Raw genomic sequence first — 21602 nt, 5'->3', positions numbered from 1 at the left:
TTTGTGAGCGAACTCATTCGCATACCTGACATCGGCAGCGGTGAAGGTGAAGTAATCGAGCTGTTTGTGAAGGTCGGCGACAAAGTCGAAGCCGACCAGAGCATCCTGACCCTGGAATCGGACAAGGCGAGCATGGAAATCCCTGCTCCCAAGGCCGGCGTGGTCAAGAGCCTGAAAGTGAAGCTGGGCGACCGCCTGAAAGAAGGCGACGAACTGCTGGAACTGGAAATCGAAGGTGCCGCTGATGCGGCCCCTGCGGCTGCCCCGGCTGCCGCTGCTGCACCCGCACCTGCCGCTGAAAAGCCTGCCGCTGCTGCCGAGGCCCCAGCGGCACCGGCTGCTGCACCGGCCGCTGCCTCTGTTCAGGACATTCATGTTCCGGACATCGGCTCGTCGGGCAAGGCCAAGATCATCGAGTTGCTGGTCAAGGTCGGCGACACCGTCGAAGCCGACCAGTCGCTGATCACCCTGGAGTCCGACAAGGCCTCCATGGAAATCCCTTCGCCGGCTGCCGGCGTGGTGGAAAGCATCGCAGTCAAGCTGGAAGACGAAGTCGGTACCGGTGACTTCATCCTCAAACTGAAAGTACAAGGCGCCGCACCGGCTGCCGCTCCAGCACCTGCCGCTGCTCCGGCTGCTGCAAAAGCTGAAGCTGCACCGGCCGCCGCCCCTGCACCTGCTGCAAAAGCCGAGGCCGCACCGGCCCCTGCTGTTGCCGCACCTGCGCCAAGCGGCGCCAAGGTTCACGCCGGCCCGGCGGTACGCCAACTGGCCCGTGAATTCGGCGTCGAGCTGAACGCCGTATCGGCCACTGGCCCACACGGCCGTGTGCTGAAGGAAGACGTGCAGGTTTACGTCAAGGCCATGATGCAGAAAGCCAAGGAAGCTCCGGCTGCCGGCGCTGCTACCGGCGGCGCAGGCATTCCACCGATTCCGGTCGTGGACTTCAGCCGCTTCGGCGAGACCGAAGAAGTGCCGATGACCCGCCTGATGCAAATCGGCGCGTCGAGCCTGCATCGCAGCTGGCTGAACATCCCGCACGTGACTCAGTTCGACCAGGCCGACATCACCGACCTGGAAGCTTTCCGCGTTGCGCAGAAAGCCGTGGCCGAGAAGGCTGGCGTGAAACTGACCGTGCTGCCGCTGCTGCTCAAGGCCTGTGCGCACCTGCTCAAGGAACTGCCGGACTTCAACAGCTCGCTGGCGCCAAGCGGCAAGGCGATCATTCGCAAGAAATACGTGAACGTCGGCTTCGCGGTAGACACTCCTGACGGCCTGCTGGTACCGGTCATCAAGAACGTCGACCAGAAGAGTCTGCTGCAACTCGCTGCTGAAGCGGCTGCGCTGGCTGCCAAGGCCCGCGACAAGAAGCTGACCGCAGACGACATGCAAGGCGCCTGCTTCACCATCTCCAGCCTCGGTCACATTGGCGGCACTGGCTTCACGCCAATCGTCAACGCGCCGGAAGTGGCGATCCTGGGTGTTTCCAAGGCCACCATCCAGCCAGTCTGGGACGGTAAAGCGTTCCAGCCGAAGCTGATGCTGCCACTGTCGCTGTCCTACGATCACCGTGTGATCAACGGCGCGGCCGCTGCACGCTTTACCCAGCGTCTGAGCCAGCTGTTGAATGACATCCGGACTATCTTGCTGTAAGTCTCTACGGGCCTCCCCTTTACCGGGGAGGCCTGGTTGCACCGATTTCCGAGCGCCACGCTCGTACCTCAACCCCGTCAATTTGGCGGGGCTTTTTTTGCTTTTTTGTACAGACAGAACAGGGTTGTACACCTTCTGTCAGCGCGCCTACAGAAATCAGCCGTCCGGCCGATAACCCACTTATAGCACTTAGCCTTCATCCTCTCTTGTCAGTCTGTGCTGCATGATGCAACCTTGCCACAGGCAATAGAAAAGAGGGCGTGAGCCCGGCGCCGTGCGCGTTATTTGAAGTGAGTTCCCCCCATGAAAAGCCAACCCGATGTCGCCCGTATGGCGGCCGAGGTAGTGACGCAGTTACCGGTGCCTTTGCGCCTCGGTATGCTGCGTTTCGAGCGGCTTAATGAGGCTAGCTGGACCCTCCTGTACCTCGACCCCAATTGCGAGCGCCAATTCGGCCTGCCGGCGGTTGAGTTGTGCGCCCTGCTCGGCACGCCCTATGCCAGCCTGATGGAACCCCAGGCCCGCTATCAACTGCACGACACCATCCAGCAGCAACTGACCCAGAGCCCTCACTACCTGGTGCGCTACACCCTGCACACCAACGACGGCCCCCTGAGCTTGCTGGAAATGGGCGAGGCCTACAAACAACACAATCGTCACCTGCTGCGCGGCTACCTGATGGTGGTCGATGGCCTGTTCAGCGAACTGCCCTTGCTCCTCCCGACCGAAGACCTGGAAAGCCAGAACAGCCGCCTGCAAATCGCCCTGGAGCTCAACCAACGCGCCCAGCAGGAGCAACTGCAGCATCTGGAACGCGTGCGCGCCCAACAGGAGCTGATCCTGCTACTGGCGCGCCAGCGCTACACCGTCAACAATTCGTTGCAGGAAGCCGCCGAGCTGATCACGCGCAGCGCCTGCGATATCTACCAGATCGACTGCGCCAGCATCTGGAACCTTGAAGGCCAGCGCCTGGTGCCCATCTCGGCTTACCACCGCGACGACCAACAGCACCATCTGCCCGAGCCCATCGATGCCAGTTGCTTCCCGGATTATCTGGAAGCCTTGCACAGCAGCCGCGCCATCGACGCCGCCAACGCCATGCGCGACCCGCGCACCCGCGAGATGGCCGAGAACCTGCGCAATAGAGACATCCACGCCATGCTCGATGCGAGCATCCGCGTCGACGGCCAGGTGGTCGGCGTATTGTGCCTGGAGCAGTGCGGCAGCCCGCGTGACTGGCAGGCTGACGAAATCGCCTTCGCCGGCGAGCTCGCGGACCAGTTTGCGCAAGTGATCAACAACCACAACCGCCGCACCGCCACCAGCGCCCTGCACCTGTTCCAGCGGGCCGTGGAGCAAAGTGCCAACGCCTTTCTGCTGGTCAACTGCGACGGCGTGGTGGAGTACGTCAACCCGAGCTTTACCGCGATCACCCAGTACAGCGCCGAAGAAGTCCACGGCCACCGCCTGGCGCAACTGCCCGCGCTGGAAAACCTCAGCGAATTGCTGTTCGACGCGCCGTCGAGCCTGGCCAAGAGCAACAGCTGGCAGGGCGAATTCAAGAGCCGGCGCAAGAACCTCGAACCCTACTGGGGCCAGTTGTCGATTTCCAAGGTGTATGGCGATAACCGTGAGCTGACGCACTACATCGGCATCTACGAAGACATCACCCAGACCAAGCTGGCCCAGCAGCGCATCGAGCGCCTGGCGTACACCGACAACCTGACCAACCTGGGCAACCGCCCGGCGTTTATCCGCAACCTCGACGAACGCTTTGCCCGCGACAGCGACAGCCCGATCAGCCTACTGCTGGTAGACATCGACAACTTCAAGCGCATCAACGACAGCCTCGGCCACCAGACCGGCGACAAGCTGTTGATCAGCCTGGCCCGACGCCTGCGCAACAGCCTGAGTGCCGGCGGCAGTCTGGCGCGCTTTGCCAGTAACGAGTTCGCGGTGCTGCTCGACGACACCGACCTGGAGAGCGGCCAGCAGGTTGCCAGCCAACTGTTGGCGACCCTCGATAAACCCATGTTCGTCGACAACCAATTGATCAGCGTCACCGGCTCCGTAGGCCTGGCCTGCGCGCCGCTGCATGGCCGCGACCCGCAGACCCTGATGCGCAACGCCGGCCTGGCCCTGCACAAGGCCAAGGCCAACGGCAAACACCAGGTTCAGGTGTTTACCGAAGCGCTGAACGCCGAGGCCAGCTACAAGCTGTTCGTGGAAAACAACCTGCGCCGCGCCCTGACCCAAAATGAACTGGATGTGTTCTACCAACCCAAGCTGTGCCTGCGCAGCGGCCGCTTGCTGGGTATGGAGGCGCTGCTGCGCTGGAACCACCCGGAAAAGGGCATGATCCGCCCCGATCAGTTCATCAGCGTGGCGGAAGAGACCGGGCTGATCATCCCCATCGGCAAATGGATCGCCCGCCAGGCCTGCCGCATGAGCAAGCAACTGAGCGCTGCCGGCATGGGCAACCTGCAGGTGGCAATCAACCTGTCGCCCAAGCAGTTCTCCGACCCGGACCTGGTGGCGTCGATTGCCACCATCCTCAAGGAAGAAGAGCTGCCGGCCAACCTGCTGGAGCTGGAGCTGACCGAAGGACTGCTGCTGGAAGCCACCGAAGACACGCGCCTGCAACTGGACCAGTTGAAGAGTTTCGGCCTGACCCTGGCCATGGACGACTTCGGCACCGGTTACTCATCGCTGAGTTACCTGAAAAAATTCCCCATCGACATCATCAAGATCGATCGCAGCTTTATCCACGAAATCCCGGACAACCAGGACGACATGGAAATCACCTCCGCCGTGATCGCAATGGCTCACAACCTCAAGCTCAAGGTCGTGGCCGAAGGCATCGAGACCGCCGAGCAACTTGCGTTCCTGCGCCGCCATCGCTGCGACGTTGGCCAGGGCTACCTGTTCGACCGGCCCATCCCCGGCGCAGAGCTGCTTGAGATGCTCAAACGCTACCCGCGCGGGCCAATCGCCTGACAGCGCGGTAACACTCGGGCACACTGGCTGTCTGAATTCTTACCTTACTCAATCTGACTGAGAGGACTGATCATGGTCTTGCGCTCGGAAATCCTGGTGAACAAAAACGTGCTGCCTACTCAAGAACAAGCGTTGCCTGGTCGTGAAACCCCGATGAACTTGCCGGAGACGCACTTCGTCAACGGCAACCCGTTGCTGGGTCCATTCGTGGACGACGTCGGCTTCGCGATCTTCGGCCTGGGCTGCTTCTGGGGCGCGGAGCGCAAGTTCTGGCAGCGCGATGGCGTGGTCAGCACGGTGGTCGGTTACGCGGGCGGCTTTACGCCGAACCCGACCTACGAAGAAGTCTGCTCGGGCCTGACCGGCCACAGCGAAGTGGTGCTGGTGGTGTATGACCAGGCCAAAGTGAAATACGAAGACCTGTTGAAGATGTTCTGGGAATTGCACAACCCGACCCAGGGCATGCGCCAGGGTAACGACATCGGCAGCCAGTATCGGTCGGTGATCTATGCGACCACGCCGGAGCAATTGGCGGCGGCAAAGGCCAGCGCCGAGGCATATCAGGCTGAACTGACCAAAGCGGGCCTTGGTGTGATTACCACCGAGATCGACGAGGCGCCAACGGTGTACTTCGCCGAGGCGTATCACCAGCAGTACCTGGCCAAGAATCCGCAGGGCTATTGCGGGATTGGCGGCACAGGTGTGACTTGCCCGATCTAAGATCAACATGAATCAAAATGTGGGAGGGGGCTTGCCCCCGATGGCGGAGTATCAGTCAGTACATCTGTAGCTGACCCACCGCTATCGGGGGCAAGCCCCCTCCCACATTGGTTTAGCGCCAGACTTGGTTACTCGGCAATAAGCCAATCCATCTGCCACCCACCCTGGGTCTGGCCAAGTTTCTTGGACAGCCACGGCAGCAGTTCACGCAACTCTTCTTCCAAGCCCCACGGCGGGTTGGCAATCGCCAGGCCCGAACCCGTCAGGGTGTTGGGCGTGTCCAGCGGATGCACCAGCAACTCCACACGCAGCAGCTTCGGCGCGCCGGTGCCGGCCAGGTCTTGGTAGAAGCGGCGCAACATGCGCTGATCTTTCACCGGGTACCAGATCGCCGCGACGGTCTGGCGCATGCGGCTGACGGCTTCCTTGAGGGAAGCGGCGCAACGTTGCATCTCGTCGAGTTTTTCAAACGGCGGGTCGATCAGCATCAGCGCGCGTTTTTCCGGCACGGGCAGCAAGGCGCGCGGTACATGCCAGCCTTCGCCCAAGTGCACTTTGACCCGGCGATCACCCTTCATGTTGTCCTTGAGCAGCACGCCGTCTTCCGGGTGCTTTTCATTGAGCAGCACGCGGTCCTGTGGGCGCGTCAGGCGCCGTGCCAGTTCCGGCGAGCCTGGGTAGTAGCGCAACTGACCGTCCGGGTTCATCTCGTGCAGCACGCGCATGTAATCGGCTGTCAGCGGCGGCAGATCGCTTTCGCCCCACAGGCGCGCGATGCCTTCCAGGTACTCACCGGTGCGGTTGGCCTGATCGCCTTGCAAATCGTACAGACCAATCCCGGCGTGGGTGTCGAGGTAGGCGAACGGCTGCTCCTTGCGCGACATCAGGGCGATGAGGCGGGTCAAGGTCAGGTGTTTGAAGACATCGGCGTGGTTGCCGGCGTGAAAGGCGTGACGATAATTCATGGTTGCTCCTGCGCAGGGGGCGAAGTTTACCTTCTACGAGGGCAAAGGTGCAGGGCGGCGTGCCGGGCGGTGCTTATGCCCTAAAGCCAGGACGCGGGCTGAAAAAAATCTAATGGCTGGCCCAGGGCGGATTTATTGTGGCGATCCACTATCCAGGGAGGTCAATAACAATCATGAAAGACGCCACCATCGCACTGCACCACGCCTTCAAGTCGGACCCGACCACCAAGGCCGTCGCCGTGCCGATCTACCAGAACGTCGCATTCGAATTCGATAACGCCCAGCACGGTGCCGACCTGTTCAATCTGGACGTGCCCGGCAATATCTACACACGCATCATGAACCCGACCAATGATGTGCTGGAGCAACGCATCGCCGCCCTCGAAGGGGGTATCGCGGCCCTGGTCGTATCGGCCGGCAGCGCGGCCATTCACTACGCGATCCAGACCCTCACCCGCGCCGGCGACAACATCGTCACCACCCCGCAGCTCTACGGCGGCACCTACACGCTGTTCGCCCATTTGCTGCCGAGCTTTGGCGTCGACGTACGTTTCGCCCGCGACGACAGTGCCGCTGCCATCGCCGAACTGATCGATGACAACACCAAGCTGGTGTATTGCGAAAGCATCGGCAACCCGGCGGGCAATATCATCGACATCGAAGCCCTGGCGGACGTCGCCCATGCCCGTGGTGTGCCGCTGATGGTGGATAACACCGTAGCCACGCCCATCCTGTGCAAGCCGATCCAGTTCGGCGCCGACATCGTTGTGCACTCGCTGACCAAATACATCGGCGGCCACGGCAACTCCCTGGGCGGTGCGATCGTTGACAGCGGCACCTTCCCCTGGACCCAATACCCGGAAAAATTCCCCGGCCTCAACCAGCCCGAGCCGGCTTACCACGGCGTGGTCTACACCGAAAAATTCGGCCCAGCCGCCTTCATCGCCCGCGCCCGCACGGTGCCGTTGCGTAACACCGGCGCAGCCCTGGCGCCCATGAACGCCTTTCTGCTGCTGCAAGGCTTGGAAACCCTGGCCCTGCGCATGGAGCGTCATACGGAAAACGCCCTCAAGGTCGCGCAGTTCCTGCAAGGCCATGCCGATGTGGAATGGGTCAGCTATGCGGGGCTGCCGGATCACCCCCATCACGCATTGGCGCACAAATACCTGCAAGGCAAACCCTCGGCGATCCTGTCCTTCGGCCTGAAGGGCGGGTACGCAGCAGGTGTACGCTTCTACGATGCGCTGCAAATTTTCAAGCGCCTGGTGAATATCGGTGACGCCAAGTCCCTGGCCTGCCACCCCGCGTCCACCACCCATCGACAGATGAACGAACAGGAACAGGCCAAGGCTGGTGTGAAGCCGGAGATGATTCGCCTGTCAGTGGGCATCGAAGCGATTGAAGACTTGATCGACGACCTGCAACAGGCGCTGGGCTCAACTCAACTCTAAGGCCAGGTAATCGGTGAGCACCTCATGGCTGATATCCGGCCGACGGGCACAGTAAGCGACCTTGTGCTGCAAGGTCGCCGGTGTGAACGCGGTGTACAGGTCGGGGCGCTGCTCTTGCAGCCATTGCAGCAGGTTGTCGATCAGGGTTTGCGGTGATTGCCCTGCCAAGTGCGCCTGCAGCGCTGCTGGGACTCGCCACCAAGGGCTGGCCTTGGCCTCGGTCGCTGGCCCCGTTGCAACCGTGAGCGGTTGGCCATTGATCAGGTACCGCTGAAAAACCGGCAACACGCTTGCCGCCTCATCACCCAAGCCCTGCAACATCGGCAGAAACTGGGTGCCATCCCAGAATCGCAAAAACACCTCTTGGCCGTCCGGCAGGTAGACCTTGGTCAAGCTTTGCAGGTGCGTGAGCACGGGTTCCAGCGAACTGGACGACACCGCCAGCCAACCCCAATCCAGGGCTTCAGTGGTTGCCACCCATTCGAGGAATGCACTGTCAGGCGAGACAATGCCTACGTAAGGCATGACCTCCTCCCATTCTGCGTAAGCCGTGCCAGCCCAGATGGGTTGGGGCAGCATTCCAGCTGCGGTGCTTCGCCAGGCGGCAAGCGGCTTGGCGTCGCTGGCAGCGCTCAACACCACGAAGAGCTGCTCATTCGCAAGCAAAGGAGCCTGTGCCAGCCAGGCGCTGGGGACCAACCGTTCAGACATGGGGATAAATTCCTTTTAAGGCTGAGTTGAATGGGTGACAGCGCACTGCCCGTTCCTGCAACGCTCACATTCCTCACAAAAGGGCGCACTACGTTTCAAGCTGGCCACCTGCACCAGGCTAAGCGGCGCGGGGATTATCGCCAGCAGTTTTTCCTGAATCCCCGGCATCAACGGTGCCGCCGCCGGAGCAGGCCCGCCGCCAAGCTGGATCGGCACGCTGCTGAAAATACCGCCCGCCGAAAGGGTGATCGATTGCCCGCCCGCCTGAATCGTCACGCTCGCCCCGGCGTCAATCACAACGCTTTGCCCTGCGCCGATCTGAATGGTCTGCCCGGCGCGCATCTGCTGCGAACCACCAACGACCAAGTGATCATCCTGCTTGAGTTCGATCAGGCGGTTGCCGTGGGTAATGCGCTGCTCTTCACCTTGCAGTTCATGGTGCGACTCGCCACCCACCCTGATGCGACGCTGATTGTCGACCTCCACCCGCTGGTCATGCAGCACATGCTGGGTAAAATCCCGCTGGGCGCGCAGGTAGATTTCCTCGGCGCCCTTGCGGTCTTCGATGCGCAGCTCGCTGTAACCACCGCCGCCGGGGCTGCTCTGGCTACGGAAGACACTGCGGGTCTTGTCTGCGGGCAGGTCGAGGGGCACCGCCGTCGCCGCATTGGGCAGGCAACCCATCACCAGCGGCATGTCCATATCACCATTGACGAACCCCACCAGCACTTCCATACCCACTCGCGGAATAAGTACCGCACCATAGCGGTCATGGGCCCAACCGCTGGCCACCCGCAGCCAGCAGCTGGAATGGTCGTTGTGCTCCCCGAGTCGATCCCAGGCCAGTTGCACCTTGACCCGCCCGTATTCGTCACAATGAATTTCACTGTCGACGGGGCCAGTCACCACAGCGTTTTGATAACCCGCCAATGTCGGCCGCGGTTGCTCGGGCAAGGGCGGGCGAAAGATCACGTCCCACGGTGAGGCAACAAACTCATTGCGATAACCCTGACGAAAATCGCCACCGGCAACCTCGGTCACAGCCTCCTCCAGCACCTGGGGTTGTTTACCTTCGTGGGTAACGTGCGTCACCAGCCACAAGTCATTCCATGCGTCACGCGGGTGACCGGTCAACGTGAGGAAATGGCCGCAGACCAATGCGGGATCATCACCGCTGCCACGGGCAATTCGATAGTCGCTACGGTGCCGCTCCAACACCCGTTGCGCGAGGTATTTACCGTGGGGCCGATCAGAAAAGTGACCGGGGTACCCCTGCTCTTCAAGCCGTGGCGAGTGTGCGCCGGCAACGCCACTCTCCAACACCAGGTTCGGCTTACGGAAATCGTAGTCGCGCAGGTTGACCGCCGTGGTGCGGGTTGCCAGTTGCACCACAAAGCGCTTGATCGCAGGCGTATCCGCCACCATCCCGGAACCTGGCTGATAGGGCGTCGGCTGGTCTGGCTGGGCGAACACGGTCTGGTCATCGCCAAACACCAGCAGATGCCGTTCGGGCGAGTGCCGGAAGTGATAGTGAATACCCTGCTCGGCACATAGCCGCTGAATGAAGGCCAGGTCGCTTTCACCGAATTGCACGCAATACTCGCGCTCGGGGTAATCACCACTCAGGTGAAACTCGAATTGGTCGGCATGGACCCCCTGCTCCGCCAGCACCAGCGCAACGATCTGCGGCACTGTCTTGTGCTGGAATATGCGTTGGTGACTGCTGTGCTGCAGATACGCAAGCTGCGGCACGAGCTGGATCTGATAACGCGTCAGGCGCCGCCCGGAATCGCCCTGCGCCACCCGATAGACCAGGCCATGAATGCCATGCCCCTGGTCGTCGAATCCGAGATAGACCTGGCGATGCAGCAGGCTCTCCAAATCGAGGTCGGGCTGCTCACTGACCAGCTCCAGGTCAAAACAATAGGGCTGGCTGACGGCTTCGGCGCCGTGAAACTCAAATACCTTGAGTTCACTCGGTTCCCCGTCAAGGGTCAGGGTAAAGGCATGTTGATTGGCAGGAGCGAACATCCGGTGTTTCTCTGCGAGGGGTAGGCGGTGGATTCTGCACCACTGCCTTGCCCTGCAGAGCGCGCGTCCGATAAATCAGTAAAGCCCTACACATGGGCGTATGAATCGCCCTCAACTCGTGAAAAAACACGCACAAAAAAAGGCCCGCCATCCGTAGGACGCGGGCCTTTTTTTCAACTCATCGGACGCTCAGCGCCAGACGAATTACTTATTGAGGTTGTAGTCTTTTTCCGCTGCATCAAAACGCTCAACCATACCGGCAGTCGGTGCGCCCATTTTGCTCACGAAGTAGATCGCGAGGCTGGCGAAGATGAAGCCTGGGATGATTTCGTACAGGCCCAACAGTTCGAAGTGCTTCCACACGATCACGGTGATCGCGCCGACCAGGATACCGGCCAGTGCGCCGTTGCGTGTCATGTCTTTCCAGATCACCGAGATCAGGACCACAGGACCGAATGCGGCACCGAAACCAGCCCAGGCGTAGCTCACCAGACCCAGTACACGGTTTTCCGGGTTGGCGGCCATGGCGATGGCGATCAGGGCAACCACCAGCACCATCAGGCGACCGATCCATACCAGTTCGAGCTGGGAGGCGTTCTTGCGCAGAAACGCTTTGTAGAAGTCTTCGGTCAGGGCGCTGGAGCACACCAGCAACTGGCAGCTCAAGGTACTCATTACAGCCGCCAGGATCGCCGACAGCAAGACACCGGCAACCCACGGGTTGAACAGGATTTTGGCCAGCTCGATAAACACACGCTCAGGGTTTTCGGTCACGGGACCTGCCACTTCTGGGTGCGCCGAGAAGTAGGCAATACCGAAGAAGCCCACGGCCACAGTACCGGCCAGGCACAGGATCATCCAGGTCATGGAGATACGACGCGCCTTGGCGATCGACTTGACCGAATCCGCCGCCATGAAGCGCGCAAGGATGTGCGGCTGGCCGAAGTAGCCCAGGCCCCAGCCCATCAGCGAGATCACGCCGATGAAGGTGGTGTTTTTCAGCATGTCGAAACTGGTTGGGTCCTTGGCTTCAATCGCCAGGAACGTGGTGTCAACACCGCCGGTGGCCAGCAGCACGATGATGGGCGTCAGGATCAACGCGAAGATCATCAGCGTGGCTTGCACGGTATCGGTCCAGCTCACTGCCAGGAAACCACCGATGAAGGTGTAGGCAATTGTCGCCGCAGCACCGGCCCACAGCGCCGTCTCGTAGGACATGCCGAAGGTGCTTTCGAACAGACGGGCACCGGCCACGATGCCGGATGCGCAGTAGATGGTGAAGAACACCAGGATCACGACCGCAGAGATGATGCGCAGCAGGCCGCTTTTATCTTCGAAACGGCTGGAGAAGTAATCCGGCAGCGTCAGGGCGTCACCGTTGTGCTCGGTCTGTACCCGCAGGCGACCGGCCACGAACAACCAGTTGAGGTAAGCACCGACGATCAGGCCGATGGCGATCCAGCTTTCCGACAGACCGGACATGTAGATCGCGCCCGGCAGGCCCATCAACAACCAGCCGCTCATGTCGGAAGCACCGGCGGACAAGGCTGTCACCACGCTACCGAGGCTGCGACCGCCCAGGATGTAATCGGAAAGGTTGTTGGTGGAGCGATAGGCCATCAGGCCGATCAGCACCATTGCTGCGATGTAGATCACGAACGTGATCAAGGTTGGATTACTAACGCTCATATGAGTGACGCCCTGGCTTTGTTTTTATGTAGCAGCGGTCTTACAGACGCTACCCACTGTATAGCTGGGTAAACGAACCTGTGTGCCGCGCATTTATGACTGACGTTTCCCCAGGAAAGCCGTCAGCCGATGAACCTCGTTTTACCGACGGTTGCACCTTGGTCGCGAATGCTATTCAACAAAGCAAATAAGGTGCAACCAGTTTCTTTCGAATAAGTTGCACCCAGATATGAAATCGACAAAACGCCCTGTTTTTGCTCCTTTTCGGAGCAAGAACAGCCGAAGTCAGAAGCAAATGCACCAAGACAAAGCGGATTCAGTTGTAGCCAAATTTATTTCGGATGAACGTCGAGAATTTCATGGATAAAAAAGGTTGCACCCGGTTGCACCTCTTGATGCGCAAAGCTAATCTTGCCGCCAGCTGATGCCACTCGGTAGTGGCACCCATGAGGATAAGAAAATGGCGACGACCACCCTTGGGGTCAAACTTGACGACCCGACCCGCGAACGCCTGAAGGCTGCCGCGACCTCCATTGATCGCACGCCGCACTGGCTGATCAAGCAGGCGATTTTCAATTACCTGGAGAAACTGGAGGGTGGTGCAACCCTGACCGAACTCAACGGCTTGAGCAGCAAGGACGCCGATGATGCAGGCGAGGTCCAGGCAGACCACGCGCACCAATGCTTCCTTGAGTTCGCCGAGAGCATCCTGCCGCAGTCCGTACTGCGCGCCTCGATCACCGCCGCTTACCGTCGCCCTGAGCCGGAAGTGGTACCGATGCTGATCGAACAGGCCCGTCTGCCGGCCCCGATGGCCGAAGCTACCAATAAGCTGGCCGCCTCCATTGCAGAGAAACTGCGCAATCAAAAGAGTGCCGGCGGCCGTGCCGGTATTGTTCAGGGCCTGCTGCAAGAATTCTCGCTGTCGTCCCAGGAAGGCGTGGCGCTGATGTGCCTGGCCGAAGCGCTGCTGCGCATCCCGGACAAAGGCACCCGTGACGCGCTGATCCGCGACAAGATCAGCACCGGCAACTGGCACCCGCACCTGGGCAACAGCCCGTCGCTGTTCGTCAACGCCGCCACCTGGGGCCTGCTGCTGACCGGTAAACTGGTCGCCACCCATAACGAAGCGGGCTTGACCTCGTCCCTGAGCCGCATCATCGGCAAGAGCGGCGAGCCGATGATCCGCAAGGGCGTCGACATGGCCATGCGCCTGATGGGCGAGCAGTTCGTCACCGGCGAAACCATCGCCGAAGCCCTGGCCAACGCGAGCAAGTTCGAAGCCAAAGGTTTCCGCTATTCCTACGACATGCTCGGTGAAGCCGCACTCACCGAACACGATGCCCAGAAATACCTGGCGTCGTACGAACAAGCCATTCACTCCATCGGCAAAGCCTCTCACGGTCGTGGGATTTATGAAGGCCCGGGCATTTCCATCAAGCTGTCGGCACTGCACCCGCGTTACAGCCGGGCGCAGTACGAGCGTGTGATGGACGAGTTGTACCCGCGCCTGCTGTCCCTGACCCTGCTGGCCAAGCAATATGACATCGGCCTGAACATCGATGCCGAAGAAGCCGACCGCCTGGAGCTGTCCCTGGACCTGCTGGAGCGCCTGTGCTTCGAGCCGCAACTGACCGGCTGGAACGGCATCGGTTTCGTGATCCAGGCCTACCAGAAACGTTGCCCGTATGTGATCGACTACGTCATCGACCTGGCGCGCCGCAGCCGCCATCGCCTGATGATCCGCCTGGTAAAAGGTGCGTACTGGGACAGCGAAATCAAGCGCGCCCAGGTCGAAGGCCTGGAAGGCTACCCGGTCTACACCCGCAAGGTGTACACCGACGTTTCCTACATTGCCTGCGCACGCAAACTGCTGTCGGTGCCGGAAGTCATCTACCCGCAGTTCGCCACGCACAACGCCCATACCCTGTCGGCCATCTACCATATCGCCGGCCAGAACTATTACCCCGGCCAGTACGAGTTCCAATGCCTGCACGGCATGGGTGAGCCGTTGTACGAACAGGTTGTAGGCAAGGTAGCCGAGGGCAAGTTGAACCGTCCGTGCCGCGTGTACGCACCGGTCGGCACCCACGAAACACTCCTGGCTTATCTGGTGCGACGCCTGCTGGAAAACGGCGCCAACACCTCGTTCGTCAATCGCATCGCCGACCAGTCCATCTCCATTCAGGAGCTGGTGGCCGACCCAGTGGCCAGCATCGAGCAAATGGCTACGCAGGAAGGCGGCTTCGGCTTGCCGCACCCGCGTATCCCCTTGCCGCGTGACCTTTACGGCAGCGACCGCGCCAACTCGGCGGGTATCGACCTGGCCAACGAACACCGCCTGGCGTCGCTGTCCTGCGCCTTGCTGGCGACCGCACACAACAACTGGAAAGCTGCGCCGATGCTGGGTTGCGCCTCCAGCGACCAGCCGTCTGCGCCGGTATTGAACCCGTCTGACCTGCGAGATGTGGTCGGCCAGGTTCAAGAAGCCACGGTCGAAGACGTCGACAACGCGATTCAATGCGCCATCAACGCGGGCCCGATCTGGCAGGCTACTCCGCCCGCCGAACGCGCTGCGATCCTGGAACGCGCCGCTGACCTGATGGAGGGCGAGATCCAGCCGCTGATGGGCCTGCTGGCTCGCGAAGCTGGCAAGACCTTCGCCAACGCCATTGCCGAAGTGCGTGAAGCCGTGGACTTCCTGCGTTACTACGCCGTACAGGCCCGTAACGACTTCACCAATGATGCCCACCGCCCACTGGGCCCGGTGGTCTGCATCAGCCCATGGAACTTCCCGCTGGCAATTTTCAGTGGCCAAGTTGCCGCCGCATTGGCCGCCGGCAACCCGGTACTGGCCAAGCCTGCCGAGCAAACCCCGCTGGTCGCTGCACAAGCCGTGCGCATCCTGCTGGAAGCCGGTATTCCGGAAGGCGTGCTGCAACTGCTGCCGGGCCAGGGCGAAAGCGTGGGTGCCCGCCTGGTGGGTGATGATCGCGTCAAAGGCGTGATGTTCACCGGCTCCACCGAAGTGGCGCGCCTGCTGCAACGCAATGTCGCCGGTCGTCTGGATGCCCAGGGTCGTCCGATCCCGTTGATCGCCGAAACCGGTGGCCAGAACGCGATGATCGTGGATTCTTCGGCGCTGACCGAGCAGGTGGTTATCGACGTAGTCTCTTCGGCCTTCGACAGTGCCGGCCAGCGTTGCTCGGCCCTGCGTGTACTGTGCCTGCAGGAAGATTCGGCAGACCGCGTCATCGAAATGCTCAAGGGCGCCATGGCTGAATGCCGCCTCGGTAACCCGGAACGCCTGTCGGTAGACATTGGCCCGGTGATCGACGCCGAAGCCAAGGCCGGCATCGAGAAACACATCCAGGCCATGCGCGACAAAGGCCGCAATGTGTACCAAGTGGCGATTGCCGATGGTGAAGAGGTCAAGCGCGGCACCTTCGTGATGCCAACCCTGATCGAGCTGGAAAGCTTCGACGAGCTGCAACGCGAGATCTTCGGCCCGGTGCTGCACGTGGTGCGCTACAAGCGTAAAGAGATCGACCAACTGATCGGCCAGATCAACGCATCCGGTTACGGCCTGACCCTGGGCGTGCATACCCGTATCGACGAGACCATCGCCAAGGTGATCGACAACGTCAATGCTGGTAACGTCTACGTGAACCGTAACATCGTGGGTGCCGTGGTCGGCGTGCAACCGTTCGGCGGCGAAGGCTTGTCGGGTACCGGCCCGAAAGCCGGTGGCCCGCTGTACCTGTACCGCCTGCTGTCGACTCGTCCTACCGATGCGATCGAGCAATCCTTCATACGTGGCGACAAGTTGGCTGCACCGGATGTACGTCTGCGCGACGCCATGAGCCAACCGCTGACCGCCCTGAAAGCCTGGGCTGACAGCCAGTCGTTCAGCGAGCTGAGTGCCCTGTGCAGCCAGTTCGCCGCGCAGTCCCAGAGCGGTATCACCCGCCAACTGGCCGGCCCGACCGGCGAGCGCAACAGCTACGCCATCCTGCCCCGCGAGCACGTGTTGTGCCTGGCGGACGTGGAAGGCGATCTGTTGACGCAACTGGCGGCAGTGCTGGCGGTGGGTGGTTCTGCGGTATGGCCGGAAACTGACCTGACCAAGGCCTTGTTCCCACGCCTGCCTAAGGATATTCAGGCGAAGATCAAGCGCGTGGCTGACTGGACCAAGGACGAGGTGGTGTTTGACGCGGTCCTGCATCACGGTGATTCCGACCAACTGCGTGCGGTGTGCCAGCAAGTGGCACAGCGTGGTGGGGCGATTGTCGGCGTACACGGTTTGTCGCAGGGCGAAACGGCGATCGCGCTGGAGCGCCTGGTGATCGAGCGGGCGTTGAGCGTCAACACCGCTGCGGCGGGCGGCAACGCCAGCCTGATGACCATCGGCTAACTAATGTGGGAGGGGGCTTGCCCCCGATTGCAGTGGATCAGCCAACCTATCTCTGGCTGACACACCGCAATCGGGGGCAAGCCCCCTCCCACATTCTGGTCCTCCATCACCCAGATCAATCTTGCTATCCACCCTCCATTCGCACACTTAGACTCAGGCCAATTCCTCCAAAGGTAAGCCGCCATGTCCGAGACGCTGCTCAGTTCCCGCAATCTGGCTTTCGAGCTGTACGAAGTCCTCGATGCCGAGGGCCTGACCCAGCGCGAGCGGTTTGCCGAGCACAACCGCGAAACCTTCGATGCGGCCATCAGCACGGCCCGCTCCATCGCCGAAAAATATTTCGCGCCGCATAACCGCAAAAACGACGAAAACGAACCGCGCTACGAAGACGGTCAGGCGATCCTGATCCCGGAAGTCAAACCGGCCGTGGATGCCTTCCTGGAGGCCGGCTTCCTCAATGCCGCCCGCAGTTTCGAAGCCGGTGGCATGCAACTGCCGACCTTGCTGTCCCAGGCCTGCTTTGCGCACTTCCAGTCGGCCAACGCAGCGTCTACTTCCTACCCGTTCCTGACCATGGGCGCGGCCAACCTGATCGAAAGCTTCGGCACCGAGGAGCAGAAGCAACGCTTCCTGCAACCGATGATCGAACGGACGCTTCTTCGGCACCATGGCCCTGACCGAACCCCACGCGGGCTCATCGCTGTCGGATATTCGTACACGCGCCGAACCTGCGGCTGACGGCAGCTATCGCCTCAAGGGCAACAAGATCTTTATCTCCGGGGGCGACCATCCGCTGTCGGAAAACATCGTGCACATGGTGCTGGCCAAGCTGCCGGACGCGCCGGCCGGGGTGAAGGGCATTTCGCTGTTTATCGTGCCCAAATTCCTGGTCAACGATGACGGCAGCCTCGGTGCACGCAACGACGTGTTGTTGGCCGGGCTGTTTCACAAGATGGGCTGGCGCGGCACCACGTCGACCGCGCTGAATTTCGGCGATAACGGCAACTGTGTCGGCTATCTGGTGGGCAAGCCACACCAGGGGCTGAGCTGCATGTTCCAGATGATGAACGAAGCGCGCATCGGCGTCGGCATGGGCGCGGTCATGCTCGGTTACGCCGGCTACCTGTATTCCCTGGAATACGCCCGCGAACGCCCGCAAGGGCGCCTGCCCGACAGCAAAGATCCTACAACGGCGCCGGTGTCGATCATCCAGCACGCCGACATCAAGCGCATGCTGCTGACCCAAAAAGCCTACGTCGAAGGCGCCTTCGACCTAGGCCTGTACGCCGCGCGCCTATTCGATGACACCACCACACTGGCAACCGAGACCGAGCGCAAACAGGCCCACGAGCTGCTGGACCTGCTCACGCCCATCGTCAAATCCTGGCCCTCGGAGTTCTGCCTCAAGGCTAACGAACTGGCGATCCAGATCCTCGGCGGCCACGGCTACACCCGCGAATACCCGGTGGAACAGTACTACCGCGACAACCGCCTGAACCCGATCCACGAAGGCACCCACGGCATCCAGTCCCTGGATTTGCTCGGGCGCAAGCTGGCGCAGAATGGCGGCGCGGGGCTAAAGCAACTGATCCGCCTGATCGCCGAAACCGGCGCCCGCGCCCAGGAGTACCCATCACTTACCGCCATCAGAGAACCGCTTGAACACCTGGTAGCGCGCCTGCAACAAGTCACCCTGGGTCTGCTGACGGATCTCGCCCACGGCAAGGTCAACAGCAGCCTGGCGAACTCGGCGCTGTACCTGAAAGTGTTCGGGCATACGGTGATTGGCTGGCGCTGGCTGGAGCAGGCGATTCGCGCCGAAGAAGGGCTGGCCAGGGGCAATGCGGCGGATGTTGCCTTCTATAAAGGCAAGCTCCAGGCCGCCCGTTACTTCCTGACCTGGGAAGTACCGGGCTGCCATCATGAACTGGCGATTCTGGAGGCACGCGATGATACGTGCCTGGGGATGCAGGATGCGTGGTTCTAATAGCGGCGAAATAGTCTGGGCGTGCGAGCTAATGAACAAGAGTTCTAAACAACTGTGATTTCTGACAGTTACCGAGGAGACTTTTCAAGGGGTAGGCTTTCAGGTGTTGAGAGCGTGTTCACACTGGCTTCCATACCAATGACCTACTGCTGCCCATTTTGAGGAATCAACATGAAAACCGCCCCGAAAATTACTCTCGTCCATAAGAGCGGCGATCCTTCGATCGCAAAAGCTATAACGCTTGATGAATACTTGATCTATGCCAACGCAGGCGATGTCCTGGACGTTTTGGGAAATAAGACAACAGTAATTAACAAAGTTTACAAATTTAAAACCTACGACGAATACAGCATCGAAATCGTGTACGAGTAAACATCGGAAAAAGCCTGGCGCGCGCTGAAAAACGTTGCGCGCCAGCATGCTTTTACTATGGCTGCCCAATCACCTTGGAGATTACATCGACCGTGGCGCTGACTTGCTCTTGGTAACGGTCGAGTTCCTGTTGATGAGCCTGCTGCAATTCGATCTGCTCGGCGCACAGGTTCAGCGCCGCCAGCACCAGTAATTTGTCACCGATCAGGGTCGGGTACTTTTTCTTGGTGGTGGCCAGGGAGGCCTTGAGCATGGTCACGGCGTGCATCAGGGTCTTGTCTTCCCCCGCTGGCGCCTTGATCGAGTAATCCTCTCCGAGAATCGAAACGACCTTTATCCCTTCATTCATGCGCTGACAGGCCCTGCGCTCACACGCTCAACCAACGCCTGGATACGGGCAGCGGTAGCGCCGTGTTTTTCTTCCTGTTCCATCAGGCTCAGTTGCAGGCTGTCGTTCTCATCCTTGGCGTTGGCCAGTTCGGCCTTGAGGGATTCGTTGCGGCCCAGCAGGTCTTGATTCTGCTGTACCAGGTCGCTGACCAGTTGTTCCAATTGGCTGAGGGATGCTTCTAACATTTTGATTTCTCGGGCTTTTTCAAAGGGCGGTGACGATAAAGAAAATTCACCTCGTATGCCAGGGTTATCCCCGGCGCGCAGCCCGATTTTTAAGGGCCGGGCCGCACTTTCGAGCCTTAGTGACTGCATTTACCCGATCTGGTTCCTGAATCGGCCAAACCCCTCGTCAGATGCGACAAAAACGCACACGCCCCTTTAGACTTTAGTCGTAGGACCGATAGAGAAGCACACCCCGTCTCACCCCCCGCACGGATCGCGCTTCTCCCCAGGATTCCCGCATGTCGCTTCGTAATATGAATATCGCTCCGAGGGCCTTCCTCGGCTTTGCGTTTATTGGTGCACTGATGCTGTTTCTCGGTGTGTTCGCCCTGAACCAGATGAGCAAGATCCGTGGCGCGACCGAAGATATCACCCTGTCCAGCGTGCCAAGCATCCGTGCGCTTGATGAGTTCACCCAACTGACCCTGCGCCTGCGGGTGCTGTCGTACCGCTTGCTGACCAACCGCGAGCCGGACGTACAGCAAAAGACCCTGGAGTCCTTCGAGCTGCGCAACCAGCAGATCCGCACCGCCCAGGACGTCTACGAAAAACTGATCGAAAGCAGCGAAGAGCGCTCCACCTACAACGAATACGTGCGCTTGCTCGGCCAGTACCATCAGATCGAAGAGCGCATGAAGAGCCTGTCCCGCGCCAATCAGGTGGAAGAGTTGCGTACGCTGCTCAATACCGAGCTGCTGAGCAACTCCGAGCAGGTCAACGCAGTGCTCACCCGTTTGCTGGACATCAAGAACAAGATGGCACTGGCGACTAACCAGGAGGCGGAAGACCAATACAACGCGGCCTTCGACCTGGTCGTGGGCCTGCTGGTGATCGCCACGGCGCTGACCGTGCTGTTTGCCTGGCTGTTGACCCGCAGCATCACCGTCCCGATCGCCCAAGCGCTGGAAGCCGCCGAAGAAGTGGCCGAAGGTAACCTGACGCGGCCGATCAAGGTTGATGGCAACGACGAAGCCGGACGCCTGCTCGCCGCCATGGCCAAGATGCAGGACAAGCTGCGCGACACCCTGCAACGCATCGCCGGCTCTGCCACCCAGTTGGCTTCCGCCGCCGAAGAGCTGAACGCCGTCACCGACGAAAGCGCCCGTGGCCTGACCCAGCAGAACAACGAAATCGAGCAAGCCGCCACCGCCGTCAACGAGATGACCAGCGCTGTCGAAGAAGTTGCGCGCAATGCGGTGAGCACTTCCGAAGCCTCGCGCAATGCCACCTCTTCGGCCGGCGATGGCCGTGACCTGGTACAGGAAACCGTCAGCGCCATCGAACGCATGAGCGGCGACGTACAAGCCACCGCCACGCTGATTGGCGACCTGGCCAATGAGTCGCGGGATATCGGCAAGGTGCTGGACGTGATTCGCGGTCTGGCCGACCAGACCAACCTGCTGGCCCTGAATGCCGCCATCGAAGCAGCGCGCGCCGGTGAAGCCGGGCGTGGGTTTGCGGTGGTGGCCGATGAAGTACGCGCCCTCGCCCATCGCACCCAGCAGTCCACCAGCGAGATCGAGCGGATGATCGGCAGTATCCAGGCCGGCACCGAGCACGCGGTGGACTCGATGCGTAACAGCACCGAACGTGCTGAATCGACACTGAACATCGCCAAAGGCGCAGGGATGTCGCTGGACACCATCAACACGGCGATTGTGCAGATCAATGAACGTAACCTGGTGATCGCCAGCGCAGCGGAAGAGCAGGCGCAGGTGGCACGGGAAGTAGACCGCAACCTGGTGAACATTCGTGACCTGTCGGTGCAGTCGGCGACCGGCGCCAGCCAGACCAGTGCGGCGAGCAGTGAGTTGTCGCGGTTGGCGGTGGATTTGAATGGGATGGTGGGGCGGTTCCGCCTCTAACTGAATGCACTCAGTTAAAAATGTGGGAGGGGCCTGCCCCCTCCCACATTCAGATCTGCGCCCGGCGTTAAAAGCTTTTTGACAGCACCGCAATTCAACAGGTTAGAATCCCTGGCACGCAGACTGCATGGT

At 60.7% G+C, this 21602-nt stretch carries 13 protein-coding genes and 2 pseudogenes; 9 read left to right on the top strand and 6 right to left on the bottom strand.

The genetic code is table 11. The features are described from left to right. Positions 1-3 precede the first annotated feature (3 nt). The 3 genes from aceF (at position 4) to msrA (ending at position 5370) form a co-directional block, all read left to right on the top strand. Positions 4-1653, top strand: a complete 1650-nt coding sequence (gene aceF, locus AB3G88_RS02285) for a dihydrolipoyllysine-residue acetyltransferase (protein ID WP_480453041.1) — start codon at positions 4-6, stop codon at positions 1651-1653. A 303-nt stretch (positions 1654-1956) separates the two neighbouring features. Further along, positions 1957-4650, top strand: a complete 2694-nt coding sequence (locus tag AB3G88_RS02280; protein ID WP_480453039.1) for a putative bifunctional diguanylate cyclase/phosphodiesterase — start codon at positions 1957-1959, stop codon at positions 4648-4650. A 72-nt stretch (positions 4651-4722) separates the two neighbouring features. Continuing rightward, the gene (gene msrA, locus AB3G88_RS02275; protein WP_480453037.1) at positions 4723-5370 is read left to right on the top strand and encodes a peptide-methionine (S)-S-oxide reductase MsrA; all 648 of its coding nucleotides are present in this window, start codon (positions 4723-4725) and stop codon (positions 5368-5370) included. Positions 5371-5498: 128 nt separating this feature from the next. On the opposite strand, the gene AB3G88_RS02270 is transcribed toward msrA, so the two are convergent. Further along, the gene (locus tag AB3G88_RS02270) at positions 5499-6335 is read right to left on the bottom strand and encodes a 23S rRNA (adenine(2030)-N(6))-methyltransferase RlmJ (RefSeq protein ID WP_016975658.1); all 837 of its coding nucleotides are present in this window, start codon (positions 6333-6335) and stop codon (positions 5499-5501) included. 173 nt (positions 6336-6508) lie between these two features. Between AB3G88_RS02270 and AB3G88_RS02265 the strand changes: the two genes are divergently transcribed. Beyond that, positions 6509-7786 (top strand): O-acetylhomoserine aminocarboxypropyltransferase/cysteine synthase family protein, encoded by a 1278-nt coding sequence (locus tag AB3G88_RS02265; protein WP_150677445.1) that lies wholly within the window; start codon positions 6509-6511, stop codon positions 7784-7786. On the opposite strand, the gene AB3G88_RS02260 is transcribed toward AB3G88_RS02265, so the two are convergent. The 3 genes from AB3G88_RS02260 to putP all read right to left on the bottom strand — a co-directional run bounded on the left by AB3G88_RS02260 (position 7772) and on the right by putP (position 12217). Continuing rightward, the gene (locus tag AB3G88_RS02260; RefSeq protein ID WP_480453035.1) at positions 7772-8497 is read right to left on the bottom strand and encodes a DUF4123 domain-containing protein; all 726 of its coding nucleotides are present in this window, start codon (positions 8495-8497) and stop codon (positions 7772-7774) included. The genes AB3G88_RS02265 and AB3G88_RS02260 overlap by 15 nt on opposite strands. Positions 8498-8512: 15 nt before the next feature. Further along, the gene (locus AB3G88_RS02255; RefSeq protein ID WP_480453032.1) at positions 8513-10528 is read right to left on the bottom strand and encodes a type VI secretion system Vgr family protein; all 2016 of its coding nucleotides are present in this window, start codon (positions 10526-10528) and stop codon (positions 8513-8515) included. 204 nt (positions 10529-10732) lie between these two features. Further along, on the bottom strand, positions 10733-12217 hold the full coding sequence (putP, locus tag AB3G88_RS02250; RefSeq protein ID WP_099583739.1) for a sodium/proline symporter PutP: 1485 nt from the start codon (positions 12215-12217) through the stop codon (positions 10733-10735). Between the two features lie 460 nt (positions 12218-12677). Between putP and putA the strand changes: the two genes are divergently transcribed. The 3 genes and pseudogenes from putA (at position 12678) to AB3G88_RS02235 (ending at position 18990) form a co-directional block, all read left to right on the top strand. Then, positions 12678-16631, top strand: coding sequence for a trifunctional transcriptional regulator/proline dehydrogenase/L-glutamate gamma-semialdehyde dehydrogenase (gene putA, locus AB3G88_RS02245; protein WP_480453030.1), 3954 nt, complete (start codon positions 12678-12680; stop codon positions 16629-16631). A 183-nt stretch (positions 16632-16814) separates the two neighbouring features. Beyond that, positions 16815-18618, top strand: a pseudogene (locus AB3G88_RS02240) (acyl-CoA dehydrogenase). Between the two features lie 171 nt (positions 18619-18789). Next, entirely contained in the window at positions 18790-18990 is a 201-nt protein-coding gene (locus tag AB3G88_RS02235; RefSeq protein ID WP_480453028.1) for a hypothetical protein, read from the top strand. A 55-nt stretch (positions 18991-19045) separates the two neighbouring features. On the opposite strand, the gene AB3G88_RS02230 is transcribed toward AB3G88_RS02235, so the two are convergent. Further along, positions 19046-19339, bottom strand: coding sequence for a cell division protein ZapA (locus tag AB3G88_RS02230; RefSeq protein WP_112193081.1), 294 nt, complete (start codon positions 19337-19339; stop codon positions 19046-19048). Then, complete coding sequence (locus tag AB3G88_RS02225; RefSeq protein WP_099583742.1) at positions 19336-19566, bottom strand: hypothetical protein; 231 nt, start codon at positions 19564-19566, stop codon at positions 19336-19338. The genes AB3G88_RS02230 and AB3G88_RS02225 overlap by 4 nt, the downstream gene beginning before the upstream one ends. 278 nt (positions 19567-19844) lie before the next feature. Between AB3G88_RS02225 and AB3G88_RS02220 the strand changes: the two are divergent. After that, positions 19845-20567 (top strand): annotated as a pseudogene (locus AB3G88_RS02220) (MCP four helix bundle domain-containing protein); the annotation flags it as partial. Positions 20568-20597: 30 nt separating this feature from the next. Continuing rightward, complete coding sequence (locus AB3G88_RS02215; RefSeq protein WP_371926581.1) at positions 20598-21470, top strand: methyl-accepting chemotaxis protein; 873 nt, start codon at positions 20598-20600, stop codon at positions 21468-21470. The last annotated feature ends 132 nt before the right edge of the window (positions 21471-21602 follow it).

The organism is Pseudomonas arvensis, assembly GCF_056688935.1.
Note: the sequence above shows the minus strand (reverse complement) of the source record. Positions and strands in the feature narration are given on the sequence as shown.